This is a genomic window from Sphingopyxis sp. QXT-31 (assembly GCF_001984035.1).
Taxonomy (GTDB): domain Bacteria; phylum Pseudomonadota; class Alphaproteobacteria; order Sphingomonadales; family Sphingomonadaceae; genus Sphingopyxis.
Map to the genome: position 1 here is coordinate 3,524,256 of NZ_CP019449.1, position 15,580 is coordinate 3,539,835.

15 protein-coding genes and 1 tRNA gene are annotated in these 15,580 nt (G+C 66.3%); 9 read left to right on the top strand and 7 right to left on the bottom strand.

Features of this window, described 5'->3' with window-relative positions:
- The first annotated feature begins 58 nt into the window (after positions 1-58).
- Positions 59-943 carry a glycosyltransferase family 2 protein gene (locus BWQ93_RS16965; protein ID WP_077031525.1) on the top strand — a complete coding sequence of 295 codons (885 nt, stop codon included), beginning with the start codon at positions 59-61 and terminating at the stop codon, positions 941-943.
- Positions 944-1,348: 405 nt separating this feature from the next.
- Here the strand turns inward: BWQ93_RS16965 and BWQ93_RS16970 are convergent, their stop codons facing one another.
- Positions 1,349-1,678, bottom strand: a complete 330-nt coding sequence (locus BWQ93_RS16970) for a CC_3452 family protein (protein ID WP_077031526.1) — start codon at positions 1,676-1,678, stop codon at positions 1,349-1,351.
- Between the two features lie 126 nt (positions 1,679-1,804).
- On the opposite strand from BWQ93_RS16970, the gene BWQ93_RS16975 reads away from it, so the two are divergent.
- The 3 genes from BWQ93_RS16975 to BWQ93_RS16985 all read left to right on the top strand — a co-directional run bounded on the left by BWQ93_RS16975 (position 1,805) and on the right by BWQ93_RS16985 (position 4,339).
- Positions 1,805-2,326, top strand: a complete 522-nt coding sequence (locus BWQ93_RS16975; protein WP_058806643.1) for a winged helix-turn-helix transcriptional regulator — start codon at positions 1,805-1,807, stop codon at positions 2,324-2,326.
- A gap of 85 nt (positions 2,327-2,411) precedes the next feature.
- Positions 2,412-3,536 (top strand): sensor histidine kinase, encoded by a 1,125-nt coding sequence (locus BWQ93_RS16980; RefSeq protein ID WP_077032490.1) that lies wholly within the window; start codon positions 2,412-2,414, stop codon positions 3,534-3,536.
- The gene (locus tag BWQ93_RS16985; protein ID WP_077031527.1) at positions 3,533-4,339 is read left to right on the top strand and encodes a LytR/AlgR family response regulator transcription factor; all 807 of its coding nucleotides are present in this window, start codon (positions 3,533-3,535) and stop codon (positions 4,337-4,339) included. Before BWQ93_RS16980 ends, BWQ93_RS16985 begins: the two co-directional genes overlap by 4 nt.
- Before the next feature lie 160 nt (positions 4,340-4,499).
- On the opposite strand, the gene ribA is transcribed toward BWQ93_RS16985, so the two are convergent.
- The 4 genes from ribA to BWQ93_RS17005 form a co-directional block, all read right to left on the bottom strand.
- Complete coding sequence (gene ribA, locus BWQ93_RS16990; RefSeq protein WP_077031528.1) at positions 4,500-5,543, bottom strand: GTP cyclohydrolase II; 1,044 nt, start codon at positions 5,541-5,543, stop codon at positions 4,500-4,502.
- The gene (locus tag BWQ93_RS16995) at positions 5,540-6,328 is read right to left on the bottom strand and encodes an exodeoxyribonuclease III (protein ID WP_077031529.1); all 789 of its coding nucleotides are present in this window, start codon (positions 6,326-6,328) and stop codon (positions 5,540-5,542) included. Before BWQ93_RS16995 ends, ribA begins: the two co-directional genes overlap by 4 nt.
- A gap of 355 nt (positions 6,329-6,683) precedes the next feature.
- On the bottom strand, positions 6,684-7,343 hold the full coding sequence (locus BWQ93_RS17000) for a LolA family protein (protein ID WP_077031530.1): 660 nt from the start codon (positions 7,341-7,343) through the stop codon (positions 6,684-6,686).
- Positions 7,344-7,460: 117 nt separating this feature from the next.
- Entirely contained in the window at positions 7,461-9,779 is a 2,319-nt protein-coding gene (locus BWQ93_RS17005; RefSeq protein ID WP_077031531.1) for an FtsK/SpoIIIE family DNA translocase, read from the bottom strand.
- A 348-nt stretch (positions 9,780-10,127) separates the two neighbouring features.
- On the opposite strand from BWQ93_RS17005, the gene BWQ93_RS17010 reads away from it, so the two are divergent.
- Positions 10,128-11,357, top strand: coding sequence for an FAD-dependent monooxygenase (locus tag BWQ93_RS17010; protein ID WP_077031532.1), 1,230 nt, complete (start codon positions 10,128-10,130; stop codon positions 11,355-11,357).
- A gap of 214 nt (positions 11,358-11,571) precedes the next feature.
- A complete protein-coding gene (locus BWQ93_RS17015; protein ID WP_077031533.1) occupies positions 11,572-12,228 on the top strand; it encodes a sigma factor in 657 nt (218 codons plus the stop codon).
- Here BWQ93_RS17015 and BWQ93_RS17020 read toward each other — a convergent pair whose 3' ends face one another.
- Positions 12,229-12,876 carry an LON peptidase substrate-binding domain-containing protein gene (locus BWQ93_RS17020; protein WP_077031534.1) on the bottom strand — a complete coding sequence of 216 codons (648 nt, stop codon included), beginning with the start codon at positions 12,874-12,876 and terminating at the stop codon, positions 12,229-12,231. It abuts the gene before it with no gap.
- The gene (locus BWQ93_RS17025) at positions 12,876-13,787 is read right to left on the bottom strand and encodes a tetratricopeptide repeat protein (RefSeq protein WP_077031535.1); all 912 of its coding nucleotides are present in this window, start codon (positions 13,785-13,787) and stop codon (positions 12,876-12,878) included. Before BWQ93_RS17025 ends, BWQ93_RS17020 begins: the two co-directional genes overlap by 1 nt.
- A gap of 184 nt (positions 13,788-13,971) precedes the next feature.
- Between BWQ93_RS17025 and BWQ93_RS17030 the strand changes: the two genes are divergently transcribed.
- The 3 genes from BWQ93_RS17030 to BWQ93_RS17040 all read left to right on the top strand — a co-directional run bounded on the left by BWQ93_RS17030 (position 13,972) and on the right by BWQ93_RS17040 (position 15,461).
- Positions 13,972-14,046, top strand: a tRNA-Gly gene (locus tag BWQ93_RS17030).
- Positions 14,047-14,451: 405 nt separating this feature from the next.
- The gene (locus BWQ93_RS17035; protein WP_077031536.1) at positions 14,452-14,718 is read left to right on the top strand and encodes a hypothetical protein; all 267 of its coding nucleotides are present in this window, start codon (positions 14,452-14,454) and stop codon (positions 14,716-14,718) included.
- Positions 14,715-15,461 (top strand): HAD-IIB family hydrolase, encoded by a 747-nt coding sequence (locus BWQ93_RS17040; protein WP_077031537.1) that lies wholly within the window; start codon positions 14,715-14,717, stop codon positions 15,459-15,461. Before BWQ93_RS17035 ends, BWQ93_RS17040 begins: the two co-directional genes overlap by 4 nt.
- Positions 15,462-15,580 lie beyond the last annotated feature (119 nt).

The following is a 15,580-nucleotide window of genomic DNA, read 5'->3' on the forward strand; positions in this document are numbered from 1 at the left end:
CCCGCAATATTGGTAAACGGCTTTGGAAGCATCGTGCGCGCGCGGTAAGGCGGGAGCGATGACAGGGACCGCGCCCTCCGATTCGGCCGCGCCGCGCGTGTCGATGGTGATGCCCGTGCACAATGGTGCGCGCTGGCTCGAAGAGGCGATAGACTCGGTTCTTGCGCAAAGCTTCGCCGATTTCGAGCTGATCCTCGTCGATGACGCGTCGCGCGACGACAGCCCGGCGATCATGGCCGCGGCCGCGGCGCGCGATCCGCGCATCCGCCATGTCCGGCTCGACACCAATATCGGTTTGCCCGCCGCGCTCAACCATGGTTTCGCGCAGGCGCGTGGGCAGTTGCACAGCTGGACCTCGGACGACAATCTGCTGCGCCCGGCGATGCTCGAGCGGTTGGTCGCGACGCTCGACGCGAATCCCGATGCCGGGGTCGCCTTCGCCGACTTCACGTTGATCGACGACGAAGGGCGACACCTCGGCTATTCGCGCGTCGGCCCGGTCGAGCGGCTGCTCCACGGCAATAATATCGGCGCCTGCTTCCTCTATCGGGCCGAGGTGACCGCGGCGCTCGACGGCTACGACATCGGGCTGTTCGGGGTCGAGGATTATGATTTCTGGCTCCGTGCGGCGCGGCGCTTCGCCTTCGTCGAACTGCACGAGGATCTCTACCGCTACCGCAAGCATGGCGGCAGCCTGACGAGCAAGCGCGCCGACCAGATACAGGCTTTGACGGCGCTCATCGTCGAGCGCGCGCTGCCCGACCAGCTGCCGCCGCGCAGCCGCAGCGAGATTCTGCTCGGGCTCGCGCTCAAGACCCAGCGCCGCTGGCGCTTCGACCTCGTCCGCCGCGCGCTCCGCGCGCACCCGCCATCGGTCGCGGCGCGCCTGCCCGCGCTCGCGCGCTGGACGCTGGTGGTCGCGCGCAACCGCATTACGGCTTAGAGCTCTCCAAACCTTACTCTATTTCCGTTCGTGTCGAGCGAAGTCGAGACACCGTGAAGGCAGGCGCTCCCGATGGGTGTCTCGACTTCGCTCGACACGAGCGGGATTTATGGTTGGGCTTATCCAGAACCGCGTGAAAGCTAGCGAATTGTGTATCAGGAAATGGATCGCGCAGAGGCGCAGAGGCCGCAGAGAGATTGCGCCTTTCCTCTCTGCGGCCTCCGCGCCTCTGCGCGAATCTGAAAATAGCCTGCGGCAGCCATCGCCCGAAAGCGGTCAAACCGGATACTCTCCCAACCCAACGAAAAAGGACCGCCACGCCGCCCCGGGAGGAAGGGCGGCGGGCGGTCCTCTCGAAGACCGGATGGGGCGGCAGGGGGAGGGGAGAGCCGCCCGCCCGGCCGGTCAGGCTGCGCCGTTGCAGCGCGCCAGATCTTCGGCTTCGAGTGCCTTGCCGTCGGCGGTGAAGCTCTTCACTTCGCCGGCCTCCTTGGCCAGGCCCGAGCACATCATCAGCGGACGGCTGGTGCCGCGCGCCCCGACGCAATCGGTGCCGGTGCACGACCAGACGATCCCGCGCGCGACGAACTTGCCCTTGGGCGCGGGGCTGGCGGGTTCGGCGCGATAATAAGCGCCGCCCGCGGCGTTAGCGGCGGCCGGCAGCATCGCGCTCGCGCCTGCCAGTGCGACGCCGATCAGCGGCAAAACATGCGCCGGAGAAGAAAATTTGAACATGGGGAGGTCTCCTTTTTTCGCACCTATTTTAGGTTGCAAAAAGAAATTTAGGCGGCGAGTTGCAAAATGCAACCGAGGCCCACATATTTTTTGTGCGGGGGCCGATTTTACGTTAGGGCTAGGCCCATGGGAAAATTACGCGAACCGCTGAACCTGCTCTATGGGGACAATTGCGCCCTGCCGCTCGCGCTCGAGGCGATGGGCGAGCGATGGTCGTTCATGATCCTGCGCGCCGCGTTCAACGGCGTGCATCATTTCGAGGAGTTCCAGCAGGAACTCAGCATCGCGCGCAACATCCTGTCGAACCGTCTGTCGAAGCTCGTCGACCATGGCATCATGGCGCGCGAGGTGATGGCCGAGGACCGGCGCAAGGTGCGCTACGAGCTCACCGAAAAGGGGCTCGAACTGCTCCCCGCGATGATTGCGCTGCGCCAATGGGGCGAAAAGTGGGGCGCCGGCGTGCCCTCGACCCCGGTGCTGGTCGACGTCCGCGACGAACAGCCGATCGGCCCGGTGACGATCACCGCGCACGACGGTCGCCCGATCGGGTACAAGGAGCTGGTGTGGAAGCACCGCGCCGAGCTCCAGCCGCTGGGGCAGGCGCGCGCGCGCGCCGACGAACGGATGGCGCCGGTTGCCGCCGAGTGAGCCCATGGGCGCCGTTTCCTCCGCCGCCCCGACCGCTTCGACCATGCCGCTGACCACCGCCCAGCAACGCCCCCCCAGCGGACCGATGCCCCTGTTCGGCCTGTCGACGCCGGGGCCCTTTTTCGGCAACAAGATCCGCGCCTTCTGGAATCTCCAGATCCTCGGCTGGTTGGGCTGGCTGGGCCTCCGCGGCGTGTCGGGGCTGGCCAATGGCCAGGCGTGGAGCTTCCTCGTCCAGCCGATCGTCTCGGCGATCACCGGCTTCTCGCTGACGCTGATCCTCGCGGTCTGCTACCGCACATTGATCAACCGCCGCCCGATCGTGATGTGGGGGATCAGCCTCGGTCTCGCGGCGGTGGCGACGGCGCTGTGGGCGTTCATCGACGCCTGGGTCGCACAGATCCTCAATCCCGCGAGCGAGACCGGCTTCACCAGCCTGCTGCTCGGCGCGGTCTATATCGACGCCTCGTCGATCGCCGCCTGGTCGGCACTCTATTTCGCGATCAACTATTTCCTCCAGCTCGAGGAACAGAATGACCGCGTCCTCCGCCTCGAGGCGCAGGCCGCCTCGGCGCAGCTCGCGATGCTGCGCTATCAGCTCAATCCGCATTTCCTGTTCAACACACTCAACAGCATCTCGACGCTGGTGCTGCTCAAGCAGTCCGAGCCCGCCAATGCGATGCTCTCGCGCCTCTCGGCCTTCCTGCGCTACACGCTCGCCAACGAGCCGACCGCGCAGGTGACGCTGGCGCAGGAGATCGAGACGCTGAAGCTCTATCTCGACATCGAGAAGATGCGCTTCGAGGAACGATTGCGCCCGCATTTCGCGATCGATCCCGCGGTCGCGCGCGCGCGGCTGCCCTCGCTCCTGCTCCAGCCGCTCATCGAAAACGCCATCAAATATGCCGTCACCCCGCAGGAGGACGGCGCGGACATCACCATTTCCGCACAGCTCGCCGGTCAAAACGTACGGATTACCGTGTCGGACACCGGGTCGGGATTGCCAGCGGGCGGCACCGACCCCACCACGGGCTTTGCAACGGAATCGACCGGTGTGGGTTTAGCCAACATCAGGGACCGGCTGGCGCAGGCTTTCGGCGACCAGCATCGGTTCGATGCCCAACCGGGCGCTGACGGCGGATTCACGGTAATAGTCGAGTTTCCGTTTCAGCCCGACGGGCAAATGACGATTGGAACCGAACGCACATGACGATCAGAACCATTCTGGTGGATGACGAAAAATTGGCGACCCAGGGCCTGCAATTGCGGCTCGAAGCGCACAGCGATGTCGAAATCGTCGACACCGCGCAAAACGGCCGCGAGGCCATCCGCAAGATCAAGACGCATAAACCCGACCTCGTGTTCCTCGACATCCAGATGCCCGGTTTCGACGGCTTCTCGGTGGTTCAGGGATTGATGGAGGTCGAACCGCCGCTGGTGGTGTTCGTCACCGCTTACTCGGACCATGCGATCCGTGCCTTCGAGGCGCAGGCGGTCGATTATCTGGTCAAGCCCGTCGAGCCCGAGCGGCTCGCCGACGCGCTCGACCGTGTGCGCCAGCGCCTGTCCGAGAAGCGCGGCGCCGCCGAGGTCGAACGATTGAAGACCGTGCTCGCCGAAGTCGCGCCCGACGCGGTGGAGGGTTATGACGCCGAAATCGCCCCCGATGCGCACGCCGCCGACCGCTATGAAAAGATGATCAATATCAAGGACCGCGGCCAGATTTTCCGCGTCGACGTCGACAGCATCGAACGCATCGACGCGGCGGGCGACTATATGTGCATTTACACCGCCGACAACAGCCTGATCCTGCGTGAGACGATGAAGGACCTCGAAAAGCGCCTCGATCCGCGCAATTTCCAGCGCGTGCATCGCTCGACGATCGTCAATCTGAGCCAGGTCAAGCAGGTCAAGCCGCACACCAACGGCGAATGCTTCCTCGTGCTCGGCTCGGGCGCACAGGTGAAGGTCAGCCGCAGCTATCGCGACGTGGTGGCGCGCTTCGTGCACTGAGATAAGTTGTCTGAACTATAACTCTCCCCCTTGACGGAGGAGGCAGCGAGACTTTGCAGCTTGCTGCTTAGTCGCAGCGGTGGGGGTGAGGTGGCGTGCGTCAGCCTACGCCTGCGACCTCACCCCCACCCATCCCTCCCCCCTCAAGGGGGAGGGCTTTTCAAAGCTGGTGCCCGGTCCGGTCGCGCTTCGTCGCCAGATATTGCTCGTTATGTTTGTTCGTCGGCAGCGCGAGCGGAATGCGCTGGACGACCTCGACGCCCTCGCGCTCGAGCCGCGCAACCTTCTCCGGATTGTTCGTCATCAGCCGGATGCGCGGCACGTTGAGCAATTCCAGCATCCGCCCCGCGATCGCAAAATCGCGCGCCTCGACCGGGAAGCCGAGCCGCAGATTGGCGTCGACCGTGTCATAGCCCTGGTCCTGGAGCGCATAGGCGCGCAGCTTGTTGACCAGCCCAATGCCGCGCCCTTCCTGCCGCAAGTACAGCAGCACCCCCCACGGCGCATCGGCCATCGCGTGCAGCGCGGCGTGGAGCTGTGGCCCGCAATCGCATTTGAGGCTGCCGAGCACGTCGCCGGTCAGGCATTCGCTATGCAGCCGTACCACCGGCGGATTGCCGTCGCGCTTTCCGATGACGAGCGCGACATGGTCCGAAGCCTCCTCGGGCGTCCGGAACGCCACGATCTCGGCGATTTCGCTCGCATCGACGGGCAGCCGCGCGCGCGCCGCGATGTGCAGCCGCGCGGGGTCGAGCAGGGCGGCGACATCGGCGGCTTCGCACATGGTCTCGGCCTCGCCCACGGCGCCCCGCACGAAGAAGGCGGGGAGCAGACCCGCATGACGCGCCATCGTCATCGCGGCGGCCGCGGCGCTATCGTCCCCGGTCGCAATCGTGCGGAACGGGCCTTTGAGCGGTTTGGCGAGGTCGAGCGCCGGGTCGGCCACGGCCAGCCCCGCCGCAACCGTCGGCGCGGCATCGGCCAGCCGCACCGGCCCCGGTGCCGCGGCGACGCGCTGGTTGGTGAGCTTGAGCGTCACCGCGCGCTCCCCCGACAGCAGCAGGTCGCCGCTGCCGAACTCCGCCAGCGCCGCGTCGCCCGCGCTCTCGACCGCGATCAGGTCGAGGGTGCCGACGCGCAGCGGCCAGCCGCGGCGCAGCGCATCGATCGCGCGCGCGGCGCGCCTCGCGCCTTCATCGCTCAAAGCGCGAACTCGGTGATCAGCGGGATATGGTCCGACGGCCGTTCCCAGCTGCGCGCGGGCTGGACGATGCGGTGCGACACCGCCTTCGCGAGCAGGTCGGGGGTGACCCACATATGATCGAGGCGCCGGCCGCGGTTCGACAGCTCCCAATCCTTGGCGCGGTAGCTCCACCAGGTGAAGAGCGGGGTCGGCGCCTCGATGAAATGGCGGCCGAGGTCCACCCAGTTGGCCGCCGCCTGCAGCCGGCCGAGCGTCTCGACCTCGATCGGCGTGTGGCTGACGACGTCGAGCAGCGCCTTATGGTTCCACACGTCGCTTTCGAGCGGCGCGACGTTGAAGTCGCCGGTCAGGATCGTCGGCTGGTCGAGCGCGCCCGACCATTCGGTCATTCGCGCATAGAAATCGAGCTTCTGCCCGAACTTGGGGTTGATCTCACGGTCGGCGATGTCGCCGCCGGCGGGGATATAGACATTGTCGAGCCGTACACCGCCGGGGAGCGTGACGCCGATATGGCGCGCCTCGCCATTCGCCTGCCAGTCATATTTGCGCACGTCGGCCAGCGGCACCTTGCTGACGATCGCGACGCCGTGGTGCATGCGCTGGCCGTGGGTGACGATATGCTCATAGCCCAGCCGCCGGAACATCTCGGGCGGGAAGGATATGCATTCGACCTTGGTTTCCTGCAGGCACAAGATGTCGGGGGCTTCCTCGCGCAGGAATTTCTCGACGATGCCGATGCGCGCGCGAACGCTGTTGATGTTCCACGAAGCGATGCTGATTGTCATGGCTCGGCTCTATCGGCGCGTGCCGTCAGGCGCAACGCTCCCGCCTGGAAAACATAAACCCCCGTTCCAGGGGCGGTGGAACGGGGGTTCAAGGTCAGCGTTCGTCACGCTCTTGAATGAAGGTGCCTGGCGATCCGGTTGGGGCAACAGGGGGAAACCCAGAACCGGGAGCCGTGTTGGCGCCTTCGAGAGTTGAAATAGCCCTGCTTCCCTGTCGCCAAGCTGAACGAAAATCGGGGGCTTCCGGCGGCTTTTGCAGTTCGTCGATGCCCGATGTCGGTTGGTCCGAAAAACGGCGCTGAATCCGCGGTATGAGATTCGGCGCCGTTCATTTTCCGCTGTGGATAAATCTGGATTAGCTACCGCGGCCGCGCGAGCGCGGGCGCGGGTCGGTCCATTTGAACGCCGAATCGGCGACCGCTACGTTGAATTTCTGGTTACTGAGGTCGATGCGCGTGCGGTTGTTCTGCGAATCGAGCGCGACCCAGCCGCGCAGCCGCAGCCCCGCGGGCGCGCTGCCGTCGCGCATGAACACCATGGTGATCGTGCCATATTCGGGGCGCTTGGGGTCCTTGACCTCTACGCTGATCACGTCGTTGCTCGTCGTCGGCATCACCTTGGCATATTTGGTGAGGTCGCGATCGGGGTCGAGCAGCGCACCGAGCGGCGAATTCTTCACCGGCCAGCGCTGCACCTGCTTCACCTCATAGTCGATCATCGTCAGCGAGCTGCCGTCGCCGACGATCAGCAGAGGCACGCCCTTTTGATACTGGAAGCGAATCTTGCCCGGGCGCTTCAAGGTCAACTGACCGGACAGCCGCTGGCCGTTGCGGTCGGTCTGGGTGAAGTCGGCGGTCATCGAGGTCGTCGCCTTGAGGTGCGACTGCACCGCGGACAGCGTGCTGCTCGATTGCGCGATCGCCGGCACGCCGAAGGTCAGCGCGACCGCGGCCGCGGGGGCGAGCGCCAGCGCGGCGGCGCGCGTCAGGGTCAGGCGGGGAAAAGTCAGCGTCATAGTCTTTGGTTCCTGCATCTCTGCCCGCGCGCATCGCACCGGGGCGTTGAACCCGCCGTGAACCCGGCGGTCAGAAGTCGTTCAAGCCGCGAGCGCGCGCTTTGGTTCCGGCGGGTCTCAGCGTGGCTGCCCATATTGGTCGGTCAGCACGTCGCGCCGACCGACATGATTAGGAGGGCTGACTAGTCCCTCCTCCTCCATGCGCTCGATCAGCCTTGCGGCGCTGTTGTAGCCGATCCGCAATTGCCGCTGGAGCCAGCTGGTCGAGGCCTTCTGGCTCTCTACGACGATCTGGCACGCCTTGGCATAGATGCGGTCCTCGGCGCTGTCGCCGCCCGCGGGGGCGCCTTCCATCGCGAAGCCGCCGTCCTCGGGCTCCTCGGTGACGCTCTCGATATAGTCGGGCGCGCCCTGGCCGCGCCAATGGTCGGCGACCAGCCGCACCTCGTCGTCCGACACGAACGGGCCGTGGATGCGCGTGATCTGCTTGCCGCCGGGCACGTACAACATGTCGCCCTTGCCCAGCAGCTGTTCGGCGCCCGCCTCGCCCAAAATGGTGCGGCTGTCGATCTTGCTGGTGACGTTGAAGCTGATGCGCGTCGGCAAATTCGCCTTGATCACGCCGGTGATGACGTCGACCGAGGGGCGCTGCGTCGCGAGGATCAGGTGGATGCCTGCCGCGCGCGCTTTCTGGGCCAGGCGCTGGATCAGGAACTCGACCTCCTTGCCCGCGGTCATCATCAGGTCGGCGAGCTCGTCGACCACCACCACGATCTGCGGCAGCGGCGCATAGTCGAGCGCTTCTTCTTCGTAGATCGGCTGGCCGGTCTCGGGGTCGTAGCCGGTCTGGACGCGGCGCCCGAGCGATTTGCCCTTGGCCAGCGCGCCTCGCACCTTGTCGTTGTACCCCGCGAGGTTGCGCACCGACAGGCTCGACATCATCCGGTAGCGGTCCTCCATCTGCTCGACCGCCCATTTGAGCGCGCGGATCGCCTTCTTGGGCTCGGTCACCACGGGCGCAAGCAAATGCGGGATGCCATCATAGACGCTGAGCTCGAGCATCTTTGGGTCGATCATGATCATCTTCACCTGGTCGGGACCGAGGCGATAGAGCAAGGACAGGATCATCGCATTCAAACCGACCGACTTGCCCGACCCGGTGGTGCCCGCGATCAGCAGATGCGGCATCGGCGCGAGGTCGGCGATGACCGGGTCGCCGCTGATATTTTTGCCGAGGATGATCGGCAAAGCGCCGGTCTGCTCCTGGAACAAGGCGCTGCCGATCATTTCGGACAGCACCACCGATTCGCGGTGCGCATTGGGCAGCTCGATGCCGATCACCGTTCGCCCGGGAATCGGCGCGATGCGCGCCGACAGCGCCGACATGTTGCGCGCGATATCGTCGGCGAGGTTCGAGACGCGGCTGGCCTTGGTACCCGGCGCGGGCTCGAGCTCGTACATGGTGACGACGGGGCCGGGGCGGACCGCGGTGACGACGCCCTTGACCTGGAAATCCTCGAGCACCGATTCGAGCAGGCGCGCGTTGCGCTCGAGCCCCGCCTTGTCGATCTGCCCCGTCGGCGCGGGCGGCGGCGGCGCGAGCAGGTCGACCGACGGCATCTTGTACGTCGTGAACAGGTCGGTCTGCGGCTTGGGCTTCGGTTTCGACGGGGCGGTGCGCTGCGCCGGATCGGCGATCTCGGGCGGCGCGCGGTCGCTGGGCTCGGCGCGCGCGCGCGGGCGAATGACGCGGCCCATCAGCGACGGCGCCTTTTCGTCGCGCGGCGCGGCGGGCGCACTGGCCGGCGCGATAACGCGGCCGGTCTCGGCGGCGGGCAGGCGGAAACGTGCCCACCAGCCCGGCTCGAGCCGCAGCGCGCGCCACGCGAGCCACAGCCCGACGCCGACGAGCAGCAGGATCGCCGCGAAACGGACGAGCGCCGCGGCAGGGTCGCCAAGCCGCGCGAACAGCGGGTCGACCGCGCCGCCGACGACCAGCGCGATGATCCCGCCCCAGCCCGCAGGCAGCGACGTGTCGCTCCCCGACGCCCAGAGCTGCGCGCCGAGGCCGACGAGCAATATGCCGAACAGCACGAAGGCGATCTGGCGCTTCCAATAGGGCTGCGGCGCGGCGAGCCACAGCCGCCACGCGATCACACCGAGAAGCGGCAGCACCAGCACGGCCGCGGCGCCGCCGATGAAGAGCAGCAGGTCGGCGACCCACGCCCCGGCGGCGCCCATCCAGTTGGCGGGGGCGCCGCCCGCGGCGGTGTGGATCGCGGCATCGGTGCCGTCATAAGTGAGCAAGGCCAGCGTCAGGAAAAGCGTGAAGGCGCCGAGCGCCACCGCCGCGGCGATCACCAGCGAGCGCGCGATACTGGCCCGGAAAACGGTGCGCCAATCGGCCTTTGCGGCCACGGGCTTGCGGCTGGCCATGCTGAAATCGGTCCCCTCTGGAATTAACCACGGCGATATGCGCACGGGGGTGACTCGTCGTCAAGCGCAGGTCCGAACCGGGCTGTGGGTTATATGGGTTCACGCGGAGACGCGAAGACGCGGAGAGGATTTCCTAACCCGTTCGTGCTGAGCTTGTCGAAGCACTGTTCTTCTCTTTGATGCCGCCGGAAGGAAGGACGGCCGTTGGCGCTGCGCGCCCTCTGCGAGTCCGACAAGCTCCGGGCAAACGGCTTTTGAGAGAATCTCCGCGCCTCCGCGTCTCCGCGTGAACCGAATCAAGACCGACGCCGCTTTTCATACGGCCGGTTGCGGTCTAGGGCGAAAGCCATGACCGACATCCAGCGCAGCGACGTGATCATTTCCGGCGGCGGACTCGTCGGCCAGACGCTGGCGCTCGCGCTGGCGCATCATGGGCTGTCCAGCATCGTCGTCGACCCCGCCGATCCGGTGGCGACGATCGCGCCGGGTTTCGACGGCCGCGCCTCGGCGATCGCCAGCGCGACCTGGCAGATGTTCGAAGTGCTCGGGCTCGCGGACCGCCTCGCGGGCTATGGTTGCCCGATCCGCGCGATCAAGGTCAGCGACGGCGGGCAGTCGGGCGAGCTCGATTTCGAGACCGGCGAGGGCGATCCCGCGCTCGGCACGATGATCGAGAACCGCCGGCTGCGGCTCGTTCTCCGCGATGCGCTCGCCGATGCACCGCTCGCGAAATTCATCATGCCCGCACAAGTGGTCGACCGCCAGATCGGGCCGCACGGCGTCACGCTGACGCTCGCCAACGGCACGCAGCTCGCCGCGCCGCTGCTGATCGTCGCCGAGGGCCGCCGCTCGCCGACGCGCGACGCCGAGGGCTTCAGCATCGCCAACTGGTCGTACCACCATCATGCGATGATCGGCGCGGTCGCGCACAGCAAATCGCACGATCGCGTCGCGCACGAAATCTTCTTCCCCTCGGGCCCCTTCGCCTTGCTCCCGCTCGTCGATGACGAGCAGGGGCGCCACCGCTCGGCCTTCGTCTGGACCGTCTCGGAAAAGGACGGCCCCGGCTTCGCCAAGCTCGGCGACCGCGGTTTCGTCGCCGAACTCGAAAAGCGCGCCGGCGACCTGCTCGGCACGATGGAGCTGGTCGCACCGCGGATGACCTATCCGCTCGGTTTCCACCACAGCGCGTCGATCGTCGCCGAGCGGCTCGTGCTCGTCGGCGATGCCGCGCACGGCATCCATCCGATCGCCGGACAGGGGCTCAACCTCGGCCTGCGCGATGTCGCGGCGCTCACCGAAGTGCTCGTCGAGGGTGCGCGGCTCGGGCTCGACCTCGGCGATGCGGCGCTGCTCGCGCGCTACCAGCGCTGGCGCGGGCTCGACAGCCTGATGGTCAGCCTCGCGACCGATGGGCTCACCCGCCTGTTCGGCATCCCCGGCCGCACCGCCTCGGCGGTCCGCCGCGCGGGGCTCGGCGCGGTGCAGCGGCTGCCGATGCTCAAGCGCTTCTTCATGGACGAAGCGCGCGGCGAGGCCGGCGACCTTCCGCGCCTGCTCGCGGGAGCCGAGGTTTAGGCCCACCTCTTTTTTTCCGCTTGTGTCGAGCGAAGTCGAGACACGTCGAGGGCGTGCGCTGCCGATGGGCATCTCGACTTCGCTCGATGCGAACGGCTTGGGTGATAGCCAAGCCATGCGTATTTCTACCTAGGGCGCTGGCACGCCCCCGCTAACCATGACCCCATAGCCTGTTCCGTGCGGCAAACACCGCCGCGCAGCAGGAGCCGGGACCATGTCGGCGAAGAGCGACGCCCTCGAACAGGCGGTGATGGACTGGATCGCCGCGCGCACCGCAAGCGATGCCGAACCCACCCCTCGCCGCCGCGCCCAGGCCGACCGCGCCTTCGCGCGCCTTGCCGCCTGCGCCGCCCCGCGCATCCGCTATTTTATCCGCCGCTATGGCCTGTCCTCAGCCTATGAAGATGGCGAACAGGCGTGCGCGATCGCGCTCCACCGCGCCGCGCAAAGCTATGATCCGCGCCGCGCCGCCTTCACCACGCACATGAACTGGCAGATCCGCGCAGAGCTTCAGGCGCTGCGCCATCGCCTCCACGGCGATCAGCGCCGCGCGCCGCACCGGCTCGCCGCCGAAACCCTGTCGCTCGGCGATCCCGCAATCCTCGACCGGCTCGTCGATCCCGACGCCGAACTCGCCGTCGAAGGGCGCGCGTCGGACTATCTCGCGGGGCGTCTCGCCGACCGGCTCGCCGACGACTGGGCCCAGCGCCGCGACGGTGAATGGCAAAGGGGCAAGGCCAAGCTGGCGGCGCAGCACTCGCTCGTGCGGCGACACCTCACCGCGGTCGACCCCGCGGGCCGGCTCTCCGAAAGCCATCGCCATATCGTGCGGCGCGCTTTCGCGGATATTGCGCTGCGTATCGACGCCTGATTATTGAAGCGTCGAGCGCCCGTCGTCGCCGCTCATGCGGCCGAAGAATTGCATCATCTGGACGACCAGTTCGGCGCGCGCGTCGATCGTGTCGCATTCGAGCAGCGCCTGCTTCGCCGCGCCGTCGAACGGCGCGACCTGCGCGATGCCGTTGACCAACGTCGCATCGTCGAGCTGGCCGACCGCGTTCCAGTCGACGACATAGCCCTGCCGCTCGGCAAAGCGCTTGGCCTCGCGTTCGAGGCTCGCGCGCTCGATGCTCGCCAGCACCGCGTCGTCGTCCTCGCGCTCGATCTCGGCCTCGACCTGGCGGAAGGGGGTCGTGACGTCGAGCTCGCGGCGGACGCGAAAGCGCGCGACCCCCTCGAGCACCAGGTTGAAGCGCCCCTCGTCCAGCGCCTCGACGTCGACGATCTTGCCGACGCAGCCGATGTCGTAGAGCGCGGGCGGTTCGCGCATTTCCTCGCCGGGCAGCATGCGCGGCTGGATCATCCCGATCTGGCGGTCGCGCACCAGCACCTCCTGCACCATCGCCGAATAGCGCGGCTCGAAGATGTGCAGCGGCAGGTGCAGCCCGGGGAACAGCAGTGCGCCGGGCAGCGGAAAGATCGCGATCCGCTGGATGGTCAGGGGCGCGGTCTCGCCCATCAGCCGAAGAGAATCAAAGACAGGCGGCGGCGCTGCGCCGCGACCCAGGGATCCTCGAGCCCGACGGCTTCGAACAGCGCAAGCAATTTGGCGCGCGCGGCGCCCTCCTGCCATTCGCGGTCGGCGGCGACGATGTGGAGCAGATTGTCGGCCGCTGCATCGCGCCTGCCCGCGCCGATCTGCGCGGCGGCAAGGTCGAAGCGCGCCTGATGATCGTCGGGATTCGCCGCGACCGCAGCCTCGAACGCGGCGAGTTCGCCCGCGTCGGGTGCGTCGGCAGCAAGCGCGAAGGCGCTCTTCGCCTGCGCGATCGCGGGATCGTCGGCGATCTCGGCCGGAATCATGTCGAGCAGCCCCTGCGCGCTCTCGAGGTCGCCCGTGAGCACGAGCGCGCGGATCAACCCGCCCTGCGCCGGGGCATTGTCGGGCGCGATGTCCAGGATCTGGCCGAAGATCGACGCGGCGCGTTCGCCGTCGCCTTCGGCAAGCACACCTTCGCCCATCTCGATCAGCGGCGCGATCTCGATCGCGCGTGCGCTCGCCGCGCTTTCAATGGGCAGCTGCGCGAGCAACTGGTCAAGCATCGCCTTGATCTGGCTTTCGCTGCGCGCATTGGTCAGGTTCGCGACGGGCTGGCCCTGGAAGATCGCATAGACGGTCGGGATCGACTGGACCTGGAACTGGCCCGCGATGAAGCGATTCGCATCGACGTCGACCTTTGCCAGCACCACGCCCTTGTCGGCATAGTCGGCGGCGACCTTTTCCAGGATCGGGGTCAGCTGCTTGCACGGCCCGCACCATTCGGCCCAGAAATCGAGGATGACGAGGCTGGTCATCGATGGCTCGACGACATCGCGGCGGAAGGCTTCGACGGCTTCCTTTTCTTGTGCGCTCAGACCCAAAGTGGCCACGGGGATATTGCTCCTATTGACTGTGTGGCGTCCGGTACCGGCCCGCTCTCACCCCGCTTATGTGGGATTTGCCGGCGATATGCCAACCCCATGCAGAAAATCGCAAACAAGGCTTGCCGACTCCGAAAGCCGGTGCTAATCGCCCGCCTCACCCGCTGGGAGCCACCCGTTTCCAGCCGCCAGAGCGGGCGTAGCTCAGGGGTAGAGCACAACCTTGCCAAGGTTGGGGTCGAGGGTTCGAATCCCTTCGCCCGCTCCATCGTCGTTTGTACGATATCGTTGCCAAATCTTTCCTATCACTCGACAGGATCCGTGCCGATATCGGGAAATATCGATTTTGTCTCCAAGCCAAAGGTTCGGGTCGAAGGTTCGAATCGTGCCTAGATTGGCGGCTTAACGTCGCCAAACTGCGGCGAGCCAGAATAGCACGGCGCTTGCTGAGAGCATGTCGCGATGACCGCTTTGCGCCTGATGTCGGCCATTCGCGAGGGCAACGAAGGAGTGCCAACAGCGGACCTTTACATGCCGGCCAACGAAAGACTGACGAGAATAGCTTCGCTGAAGATTGCAATACGCCGCCGCGCACCCATATCCTTATCATTGCCGTGCTGACCTGCGCGCCGGTAACTGAGAGACCATTGTGCTCCCCGCCAACGGAGCGATTATGGACCTCAACGAACTTCTCTATCACCATCAGATCGCCCTGATGTCCGTCAGCCAGGCGGAGCGTCGCGGGCATGCGACGGCGAATTTCGATCTGCCGCTCTATTATGCCAAGCGCATCAACGACTATCGCGACATCCGGGGTTTGACGGGCAATCTGATCATGGCCGGGGGATCCCCCCAGGACGCGGAGCTGTCCGGGCGCGTCGCATGCGACCGGTATGTCGGCGACAGGCTGCCGATGGCGCAGCCGGCCATTCTTGTTTGAAAAATCTCATTGCCTTCGATCTCGACGGCACGCTCGCCGAGAGCAAGCAGCCGCTCGCCGATGTGATGGGGGAGGCGCTCGCCGACCTTCTGGCTGTCGCCGACGTCGCGATCATCTCGGGCGGCGACTGGCCCCAATTCGACAAGCAGATCGCCTCGCGCCTTCCGGCTCGCGCCGACCGGTCGCGATTGTGGCTCATGCCCACGACCGGCACGAAGCTCTACACTTATCGTTCGGACGCTTGGCAGGCGGTCTATGCGGAACTCTTCGCCGACGATGAGAAACAGCGCATATTCGGGGCTTTCGATGCCGCGCTCGAAGCCACGGGCTTCGTGCCCGAAGCCGTCTGGGGCGAACGCATCGAAGACCGCGGCAGCCAGATCACCTTTTCGGCGCTCGGCCAGCAGGCGCCGATCGACGCCAAGGAAAAATGGGATCCGGACTTTTCGAAGCGCAAGATCATCCAGCACGACCTTCGCGCGCGTCTTCCGGGCCTGTCGATCAACATGGGCGGCGCAACGTCGATCGACATCACCCGCGAAGGGGTCGACAAGGCCTATGGGTTGACCACGCTCCGCGACGAGAGTGGCTTTCCGCTCGACGCCATGATGTTCATCGGCGACGCGATTTTCCCCGGCGGCAATGACTATCCCGCCAAGATGCTCGGGCTCGACACGATTTGCGTGCGCGACCCGCGCGAAACGCTGGCGGTTATCGCATCCATCGTCGCTTGCCTGAAATGACGGGGTTTTCGGTGCGGAGTGGGTGTGCGGCGGAACCAAATCCCCGCTAAATTGTTCTAATTCCGGACGCTCCGTGGCGCTTCGCCGCGCGTCCCAAAACCAATCAATGCATTTGGGTG

Coding starts and splice junctions, on each gene's coding strand:
- BWQ93_RS16965 (WP_077031525.1), top strand. CDS start 59: ATGACAGGGACCGCGCCCTCCGATTCGGCCGCGCCGCGCGTGTCGATG.
- BWQ93_RS16970 (WP_077031526.1), bottom strand. CDS start 1,678: ATGTTCAAATTTTCTTCTCCGGCGCATGTTTTGCCGCTGATCGGCGTC.
- BWQ93_RS16975 (WP_058806643.1), top strand. CDS start 1,805: ATGGGAAAATTACGCGAACCGCTGAACCTGCTCTATGGGGACAATTGC.
- BWQ93_RS16980 (WP_077032490.1), top strand. CDS start 2,412: ATGCCCCTGTTCGGCCTGTCGACGCCGGGGCCCTTTTTCGGCAACAAG.
- BWQ93_RS16985 (WP_077031527.1), top strand. CDS start 3,533: ATGACGATCAGAACCATTCTGGTGGATGACGAAAAATTGGCGACCCAG.
- BWQ93_RS16995 (WP_077031529.1), bottom strand. CDS start 6,328: ATGACAATCAGCATCGCTTCGTGGAACATCAACAGCGTTCGCGCGCGC.
- BWQ93_RS17000 (WP_077031530.1), bottom strand. CDS start 7,343: ATGACGCTGACTTTTCCCCGCCTGACCCTGACGCGCGCCGCCGCGCTG.
- BWQ93_RS17005 (WP_077031531.1), bottom strand. CDS start 9,779: ATGGCCAGCCGCAAGCCCGTGGCCGCAAAGGCCGATTGGCGCACCGTT.
- BWQ93_RS17010 (WP_077031532.1), top strand. CDS start 10,128: ATGACCGACATCCAGCGCAGCGACGTGATCATTTCCGGCGGCGGACTC.
- BWQ93_RS17015 (WP_077031533.1), top strand. CDS start 11,572: ATGTCGGCGAAGAGCGACGCCCTCGAACAGGCGGTGATGGACTGGATC.
- BWQ93_RS17020 (WP_077031534.1), bottom strand. CDS start 12,876: ATGGGCGAGACCGCGCCCCTGACCATCCAGCGGATCGCGATCTTTCCG.
- BWQ93_RS17035 (WP_077031536.1), top strand. CDS start 14,452: ATGGACCTCAACGAACTTCTCTATCACCATCAGATCGCCCTGATGTCC.